General features: G+C 63.8%; 7 protein-coding genes. 1 reads left to right on the plus strand and 6 read right to left on the minus strand.

Going from position 1 to position 8,539, the window contains the following annotated elements; genetic code table 11:
• Positions 1-36: 36 nt before the first annotated feature.
• Entirely contained in the window at positions 37-489 is a 453-nt protein-coding gene (locus tag PKE80_RS10015) for an ArdC-like ssDNA-binding domain-containing protein (RefSeq protein ID WP_370424598.1), read from the minus strand.
• Positions 490-1,003: 514 nt separating this feature from the next.
• Positions 1,004-1,186 carry a hypothetical protein gene (locus tag PKE80_RS10020; RefSeq protein WP_211150580.1) on the minus strand — a complete coding sequence of 61 codons (183 nt, stop codon included), beginning with the start codon at positions 1,184-1,186 and terminating at the stop codon, positions 1,004-1,006.
• Between the two features lie 431 nt (positions 1,187-1,617).
• On the opposite strand from PKE80_RS10020, the gene PKE80_RS10025 reads away from it, so the two are divergent.
• On the plus strand, positions 1,618-2,880 hold the full coding sequence (locus PKE80_RS10025; protein WP_271182361.1) for a tyrosine-type recombinase/integrase: 1,263 nt from the start codon (positions 1,618-1,620) through the stop codon (positions 2,878-2,880).
• A gap of 85 nt (positions 2,881-2,965) precedes the next feature.
• On the opposite strand, the gene PKE80_RS10030 is transcribed toward PKE80_RS10025, so the two are convergent.
• From PKE80_RS10030 to PKE80_RS10045, 4 genes are all read right to left on the minus strand, one after another.
• Positions 2,966-3,355 (minus strand): thermonuclease family protein, encoded by a 390-nt coding sequence (locus tag PKE80_RS10030; RefSeq protein WP_036527462.1) that lies wholly within the window; start codon positions 3,353-3,355, stop codon positions 2,966-2,968.
• Positions 3,356-3,516: 161 nt separating this feature from the next.
• Positions 3,517-6,672, minus strand: a complete 3,156-nt coding sequence (locus tag PKE80_RS10035) for an autotransporter outer membrane beta-barrel domain-containing protein (RefSeq protein ID WP_271182362.1) — start codon at positions 6,670-6,672, stop codon at positions 3,517-3,519.
• 59 nt (positions 6,673-6,731) lie between these two features.
• Positions 6,732-7,688 carry a dioxygenase family protein gene (locus PKE80_RS10040; RefSeq protein WP_271182363.1) on the minus strand — a complete coding sequence of 319 codons (957 nt, stop codon included), beginning with the start codon at positions 7,686-7,688 and terminating at the stop codon, positions 6,732-6,734.
• Between the two features lie 141 nt (positions 7,689-7,829).
• The gene (locus PKE80_RS10045; protein ID WP_271182364.1) at positions 7,830-8,537 is read right to left on the minus strand and encodes a response regulator; all 708 of its coding nucleotides are present in this window, start codon (positions 8,535-8,537) and stop codon (positions 7,830-7,832) included.
• Between the last annotated feature and the right edge of the window lie 2 nt (positions 8,538-8,539).

Below are 8,539 nucleotides of genomic sequence, written 5' to 3' on the forward strand. Positions count from 1 at the left end.
TTCATATCCACCAAAACCCACGCCTCCCTGCGGGCTTCAGCGCTTTTCACAGACGACCAGTTCAACCGGCGCCGTCAGATCATCGCAAAGACCTTCGCACTGGTCCAGATTGAAAACCACAAACCTTTTCAGAAACGCAATCGTCTTCGCCTGTGCGCCCTCGCTCTGGGCCCGTGCTGCCTCATCCCTGGGGACGAACCTGTCAGCGTAGCACACAGTGGTGCCCTTCTCGCCGCGCCGGACGTTGCCACCAGCCGCCTCGGCCTGCCGGTATGTAAGCCAGCGCTGCGAGGAGAACCCGTTACCCGCTCCCGCTGCCCATAAAATGAGCACATTTATCCCGGAATAGTAGCGGCCCGACGCCGCATTTCTCGGCATCATGCAGGGACAACGCGAAGGATCCCACGGCTTCACCCAAGGCAGGCGCCCGTCTTCCAGCTCGGCGATGATCCGCGCGGTGACCTCACCATAGAGGCTGTGATGGCTCATCTTCTCTGCTCCTTTCTCAACCGCCATTGACCGGCGCCAGGGTGGCGGGGGGCGGCAGGAGCATGCTCGACAGCCCCGCCGGCCTAAGGCGGGGCGCACCTGCAAAGGCCGAAATGAAATGGAGGAGCCGGGCGCGAAGCGGACGGGTTGCGGCCCGGCGAGGCGGGGCTACAGGGCAGCGACGCCCCCCGCCACTTTGGAGCCGACAAGGCCCAGCGCCGCCGCGCGCCCGCGCGGCGCCCGCATCCGGGATGCCCAGGGCATCCCGAGCGAACCGCGATGCGGGACGAGACTTTCGCGCCAGGGATCGTTGCGGCCTTGCCGGCGAGACGCCGCCAGGCGGCTCGACTGGAGCGTCAGCGAAAGCAGAGCCCGGCCCGGCCCTGGGGCCGGGGGCGCCCCTGCTAAGCTTCAGCGCTGCGGATGGGAGAAGGAAAGCACCTGCATCGGCATTCTTGCCTGATGACGCGGTGTACTGCCTGTCCCGAAGCAGGCGGGCTCACACGGACGGGACTTACTGCCGGGTCAACGGGAGCTCGATCGGCTCGTGCGCCAATGCGTCTGCCATGGTCAATTTTCTGAGCTGGACGAAGAACTCCAGCAGCTCGAATTCATCCTGCGGCCAGCCGCTGAAGAATGCATTGTCTAGCGCACGATTGACCTGCGCGATTCCCACGCAATCGCTGTCATTGTCCATTTGCAAACCGCCTCCGGATATCATCGGCCTTCAGCGTAGGGGCGAATGCATATCTATCTGAAGTTACAATTGCGAAAGCCATTGTGCTTCCATTTGCGGTGCCGCCACGCCTGATTTACGGAACCGCTACTATGGCCGGCCGCTTGCCTGTCGCAGGAACGCGTGAGGGATGGCCCCTCCTGTCACCAAACAGGATCTCGCTGAATTCTGCGCACTGCGCGACAATACCCCGGCTTCTACTGGGAGAACCGTGATGGGCCGGCAAGTTCGCGAGGATTTGCACCATTCGGCTCCGGCAAGCGGCTGCTTGCTCTGTTCATCACCAGGCGAAGTGCAGTGTCCGAGGCCCTCCCGGCGGCGGCTTTTCCGGCTGCAGCCCGCAGTCTTCAGCAAGGGCTGCTTTGTGAGGGAACAATGAAGGGAACATCGAGATGGGAAAATTGACGGTTTTTCACGTCCGCGCCGCCAAGAACGGGCGTCACTGCGATGGCGACGGCCTCTACCTTATGGTCAATGGAAATCGCGCACGCTCGTGGGTGCTGCGCATTCAGCATCAAGGACGGCGGCGCGATATCGGCCTGGGGTCAGTCGATCTTGGTCGCCGCCGCCAGGATGATCCGGTCCATGCGGTGGAAATCTTGCGCAGGAAGGTGCTCACCCTTGCCGAGGCTCGCGACAAAGCCGCAATCCTGCGCCGGCTGACGCTCGCTGGACTCGATCCGGTGGCCGAGCGCGACCGCGAGGTGCAGCGTAGTCCCACTTTCGCACAAGCCGTCGATCTGGCGCACGCAGAGCTCTCGAGGGGGTGGACCGCCAAGCATGCGGCCGATTTCAAATCGACCATGCTCAGCTATGCCATACCCACACTTGGTAGCCACAGCGTCGACATTATCGACCACGCCATGATCCGGGCCGCTCTGGCTCCGGTGTGGACAGACAAACCGTCTACCGCAAAGAAGGTGTTCACCCGCATCAATCAGGTGCTGGCCTATTGCCATGCGACCGGCTTGCGCACGCAGGACGTCCCGCAAAAACAGGTCGTTCGCCGGGGCCTCGCGCGCCAATCACAAAGTCAGCACCATCCGGCTGTCCCATTCCGACAGGTGCCCTTGTTCATGCATGACCTGCTTGGCGGAACCGAAAGCTCCGGACGGCTCGCACTTGCCTTTGCAGCGCTGACCGCTTCACGCAGCGGGGAAGTGCGTCAGGCAACCTGGGACCAGATCGACCTCGACACTAAAATTTGGTCTAAGCCTGCGCACATCATGAAATCGCGTCGAGCAAGCAGCGTACCGCTAAGTGAAGCAGCGCTCGTCATCTTGCGCCGGGCCGCAGTGCTGAGAGGCAAATCGCACGTGGTATTCCCAGGGCGCAGCGGTGCTTTGCTCAATAACGGAGCCCTTCGCGACTCAATGCTCGCACAAGGATGGGGCCATGCGACGGTCCACGGACTTCGTTCAAGTTTTCGGGATTGGGCCGCAGAAGAGATGCCCGCCATACCCGCAATGGTCGCCGAATTGATACTCTCGCACAGCGTGCTTTCGCAAACCGAGAGAGCTTATCTGCGAAGCGACCTCACCGCCATGCGGCGAACGCTGATGGAAGCCTGGGCCGCATTCATCATGCCCCAACCCGAGAAGCCCGCCAGCGGCGCTAGCGCCCCGTGTTCGGGCCCTCTCACGATCGATCGGTGAACTGCCAGCAGGCCGCCATCTTGCTGGCGCGGTGTAGCCGGTGCAGGTCAAACGTTCAGCCGGCCGACCCACGGGACGGTCCAGGCTACTTGACCCACTGCCGGGCAAGTCCCCATGTGATCAGATATTTTCCCGCATCACGCTCATTGACATAGATGTGGGCGAGCGTGCGGCCATAGGCATCCTTGCCGAGGCGTTCGATCGTCACATGCCCCTGACCGATCAGGTTCTTCAGGGCATCGCGGCTCTCGTTCCCAAGCTGGAAGTCGCACCATGGCGGGTTTTTGGAAGCCGCCAGCTTCTTGCGCTGCGCCTTCTCGCAGCGCGCAGAGCCATCAAGTTCTGGGGCATCGATATCCGCCAGGCGCACCCGCTCCCCGCTGCAGAGACGGATGGTATCGCCATCATGGATCGACGAGACGCAAATGCCGGAAGCGGAGGCAGACGCTGCGGCGATCGCCAGTAGGAGGGACATCGCAGCGATGTAACTGGCGCTACGATGCCTGTCGCATGAAAATAGATCCAGTCCGGATGAAAAGGCTGTCCGCCCGCGTGGCGAGGCGGCAACGCTTGGCGCGTGAAGTGTCCCCGCGCCAAGCGTGCATGTCGGGAGGGGTCATCATGCGGCGGCAGATTTCAGAACGCCACGCTCAGCCCCGCGCGCGCCGAAAAGTCCGTGCCGGTGCTGGTCTGCTCGGTTCGTGCCGAGATTTTCCAGGTGAAATCATAGCCGCCTGCCAGCATGCTCACTTCGCCGATCCATGCGCCTTTGAGGCTGTCGCCGGCGATCGTGAAGGCATCGCCTGCATCGTAGCTGTCACCGCCGTTGAAGTAGGCCGTCGTGCTGCCGAGCTTTCCGGTCAGGACCTCGCGCCGCCCGGCTTCGAGCTGGAAGGTCAGCGGACGCCAGTCCGGCGAGATCGTGCCCAGCGAGTAGGAGGCCGTGACCGTCGGAGTGGCGGTCAGCATCTTGCTGGTGCGGCTCGCGACGGTGAGCGCCATCGCGTCGCTGTCGGCGGTTTCGGCATAGCCGTCTTCCCTCAGCCACATCTGCTCCAGCTCCAGCTTGGGCTTGAGGCTGAAGCGGCGCGACATGTCGAAACGATACGAGGCGCCGGCCAGGCCCGAGAACAGCCAGCCCTTCCAGCTGCCGTCGGCCGAGTATGAGAAGTCGGTATCGTCGATCGTGCCGGTGTAGGTCCGAGTCGAATCGATCGAGATCCGCGAGGCGCCGATGCGTGCCCACGCGAGCAGCGGGCCGTCCTGAGTGCGCCAGAACAGGCCGAGGTCATGCTGGCCGATATCGAGCTTGCCGGTACCACCGTTGTTCTTCACCGTGCCCTGCATCCAGGCATAGGAGACGCCGAAGTTGCCGAGATCGGTGTGCCTCTCGACGCCGCCCGAGAGACCCCAGCCATTGGCCTTGTAACCGGCCGTGCCGGTGGCGTCCATGCTCGCGCGCCAGTAAATCGGCTCGAACCAGCCGCCGATGTCGGAAATATCGAACAGGGTCGTATCATCGCTGATGTGACGGGCGGCGAGACGATCGGCGGTGGTTACGGCCTTGAACACGCCGCCGGCATGATCGGGCAGCAGGCCGCCGACCTGGTCGCGCAGCGTTGCCGAATCCTCGACCTGCAGCAGGCTGTCGGTGATGTCGTCATCGTTCTGCGCGGTCGCGTAGACCGCGTCCCAGGCCGAAGCCTGCGACTTGGTAAGGCCGAGTTCGCCGGTCGTCTTGCGTGAAAGGGTCAGGTAGACGTTGTCCTCGTCGCTTGTAACCGCACCGTTGTAGATGAACGGCGTGTCGACCGACGCGTCGAGCGACCCCTCGATTGCGAGATTGTCCGAGGTGAGCACGGTATAGGTGCCCTCGGCGGTCGCGAGGCTGTTGACCGTCGCCGTTACGCTGGCGCCATCGGCCAATGTCGCGCTCTTGACCACGATCGTCGAGCTCTCGTCCCCGTCGACGTAGACGCCGATCGTCCCGCTCGATCCGACCGTAAGAGTGCCGAAGCTGACTGTCGTCGCCTCATCGGGAATGAGCGTGCCGCCGTTGACGGTCACCGCGACGTTGTCCGCATTGGCGAACTGGCCCGAGTACGTGGCGGTGTCGTTGATGGTGACGGTGCCGGCCTCCCCGGCGAAGTCCATCGTGCCCGAATAGCTAGATTCGCCCGAGAGCGTCGCGGTCGCCGTGCCGCTGCCGAAATAGATGTCACCCGAGTACAGAGCATCCTCGGACAAGGCCAGAGTATCGTCACCCGCCCCGAAATACGTGTCGCCGATGATCTGACCGGTCGAAGCCGAAAGGCTATCGTTGCCCGACCCCAGCAGGATGTTGCCGCTGATCTGGGCATAGATGGAGGGATCTTCCTCGTCATTGTCCTCGACGTACTCGGCGCTCGTCTCGGCATCATCGTCGTTGAGGTACTGGGTGATGGTGACCCCGGTGGTGTTCGCCGACAGGTCGATCGCGGTGCGCGTGTCGGTGCTCGAGCCGCCGGCGGTGATGAAGCCGGTGTTCTCGATCGAGGTCAGCGTGCCGGACAGGTCGCGGATCGCGGTCGTCGAGCCTTCACCGCTGGAGGTGAGCGAAGCCGAGATCGTCCCGCTGTTGTAAAGGTTCGTGACCGTGCTGCCTTCGTTGATGAGCAGCGCCGTCGCCGATTGATCGTAGGAGATCGCGCTGAGCGTGCCCGAGACGCCGATGCCGTCAGTCAGGGTGACGTTGCCGCCCTCGCCGCCGATCACCAGGCCGTAGGCATCGGTATTGCTGTAGTAGGAGTTGGCCGTCACCGACCCGTCGATGACGATCGAGTAGGTGCCCATGTTGCCGGTGACCGAACCGACGGTGATGTCGCTGGTTCCACCGACTTGGATCGCGGGCCCATTGCCATATGTGGTGATGACGCCGGTGGCTTCGTCGCTGTCGTCGACGCCGTCTCCATCCTCGTCGTCATTGTCATCATCGCGGTCGATCGGCGCGGCCGCCACATAGATGCCGCCATCGACGTTGCCAGTGATCGAAACTGCCGCGGTCCCCGTACGCAGCGCCGCGCGCGAGAGCACTTCGGTCGTGCCATCATCGTCGGTGTAGGAGTAGCCCTTGGTCACCGTGCCCTGGATCGTCACCGTTCCGCTGACGTCGCCGGCCACGTTGATCCCGCTCGATCCTGAGCCGACGACCGAGACGGTGCCCTCAACGGTCAGATCGCCATCGATCCCTTGCGCCGAGATGCCCACCGCGTTGTCACCGATTACCTTGATCGTGCCGATATTGGTGATCGAGCCGGTCCAGTCACCGTCGAGCACGATGCCGCCCGAGTTCTGGCCCTCTACCGTAATCGAACCTTCATTGAGGATCGTGCCTGCCGCATCGCCGGTCACATGGACGCCATAGCGGTTGCTGGCCGAGGCGATGTTGTCGGTGACGATGCCGTCCGAATCCTCATCATCGACGACGTAGTCCTCCAGCACGGTGATCACGCCGTCTTCGCCGATGTCGAGGCTCGAGGTCGTCCCGGAATTGACGGTGATGCCCGAGGTGTTGCTGGCGCCGCCCATTTCCAGGGTGCCGCCCATGGTCACGGTCGAATCGCTGTCGATGGTGATGCCGCTGCCGCTGGCCAGCGCGATCGTGCCGTTCTCGCCCACCGTCACGTTGCTGGCACTCGAGGTGGAGAGCGCGCTCGTAGTATCCTTGGTCACCGAGGTATCGGCAAGCGAGGGCGTGGAGACGAGCGCGAGCGCGAGCGCTCCGAGGCTGGCGGTATTCTTGAACGAACGCATGGCGAGGGTGTCCCGAAAAGGATGAATTTCAACTGGTCTTGGTGGAAGGCCGGGCGGCCTCAGGTCGCGATGCCGATGAGAGCCGTACCGGTGTATCCGCCGCTCACGCTGCCACTGAGGCTTGGCGTCTGCTGGGCGATCTGGGCAGACGTGTTGTCGCCGAACACGTTGTCGGACGAAAGCGAGATCGCGTTGTAGTTGGCGATGCTGGCGGTGTAGCGGGTGTCGCCGGTGAACACGGCCGTGTTGTTGGCGGCCGGCATGGCGAGCTGCGAGATCAGCGTCGCCGTGCGCCCGGTGCTGGCCGAAGTCAGGCCGCCCGTGAACACCTCGAAATGGATGTGCGGCCAGCGGCCCGAATAGCAGGCCGGGTAGATCGTGGTGAAGGTGACCTTGCCGTCACTGTCGGTCACCTGCACCCCGCGCAGATAGCTCTCGGTCGTGACCCCGCTGGAGTAAAGCGAATAGAGGCCCGCCGCATCGCAGTGCCACACGTAGATCGCAGCGCCCTCGATCGGCGTGCAGCCATTGCTGACGTCGACGAGCTGCAGTTCGATCGTGAGTTGCACGCCATCGGCGGTATTGGTCGAGCCGATGAAGCTGGAACGGATATCGGAGCGTACCACGCCGCTCTGGGTGAGCACGTTCGAGGTGGAACCGCTGGCCGTGTTGGTGCCGTCGGCCGGGTAAGGACCATTGGTCTCGGTGGGATCGGCGATGCAGCTTGCATCCGAGGTGCCCCCCGAAGTGGACGATGAGGAGGTGCTCGACGTCGAGGAGGACGAACTAGACGTAGATGACGACGAGGTCGAAGAGGAACTGGTGGCGCCCGAGCTCGACGAACTGGAGGAATCGTCCCCGCCGCACGCGGCCAGCGCCGCTGCCGTGCCCGCGCTGGCCATGAAAGCCAGTGCCCGGCGCCGGGCGAACATCTCGCGTCCTATCGCCTGAAGGTCTTCGGCCAGCCCATGGCCGTGCGGCTCCCCGCCAGAGGCGCCCCGCTCCCGAGTTCCCATCACCGTCCTCCTTCGCGTCCGGCGTGATCGCTGGACCTGAGCGGCGAGGACTGTGCTGCGGGCTTTGCCCGGGGATTTCAGGCGAATTGCACGAGAATTGCGATCAGTTTGCTATCGCGCCAACGAAGTACAGGCAGCGCGCTAACCGGCCGGGCGATCGTCCGCTACCGCCGGGACGAACAGGTAACCCTCGTTACGAACGGTGCGGATGATATCGCTGCCGCCCTCGCCGTCGGAGAGCTTGCGCCTCAGACGCGAAAGCTGGACGTCGATGGCCCGGTCGTAATGATCCGAATCTTCACCGCGCGACCAGTCGAGCAGCTGGTCGCGCGTCAGCACGCGGCGCGGATGCTCGGCGAAGGCCCGCAGCAGGCGGAATTCGCCATCCGACAGCGAGATAAGCGCATTGGTCGGATCGAACAGCAGGCGCAGGCCCAGATCCATGCGCCATCCCGCGAAATGCAGACAGTCACCCGAATCGGCCTCGATCGTGCGGGGCGTGGCCACCTCGGCCAATGCTCCGGCGGGCGCGGCCCCGGCCCTGCGGCGCAGAACGGTGCGGATGCGGGCCAGAAGCTCGCGCGGATTGCACGGCTTGGCGAGATAGTCGTCGGCGCCCATCTCCAGCCCGACGATCCGGTCTACGTCGCTGCCGACCGCAGAAAGCATGATCACCGGCGGCGCATCGGGCCCCAGTTGGCGCAGGGCGGTGAGTCCATCCTCGCGCGGCATCATGACGTCGAGCACGATCAGGTCGAAACTCTCGCTCGCCAGCAGCTTGCGCATCTCAAGCGGATCGGCCGCCGTAGTGGCGTCGTAGCCGTGCTTGGCGAGGAAATCGCCGATCAGCG

Source organism: Novosphingobium resinovorum (assembly GCF_027922145.1).
Classification (GTDB): Bacteria; Pseudomonadota; Alphaproteobacteria; order Sphingomonadales; family Sphingomonadaceae; genus Novosphingobium; species Novosphingobium resinovorum.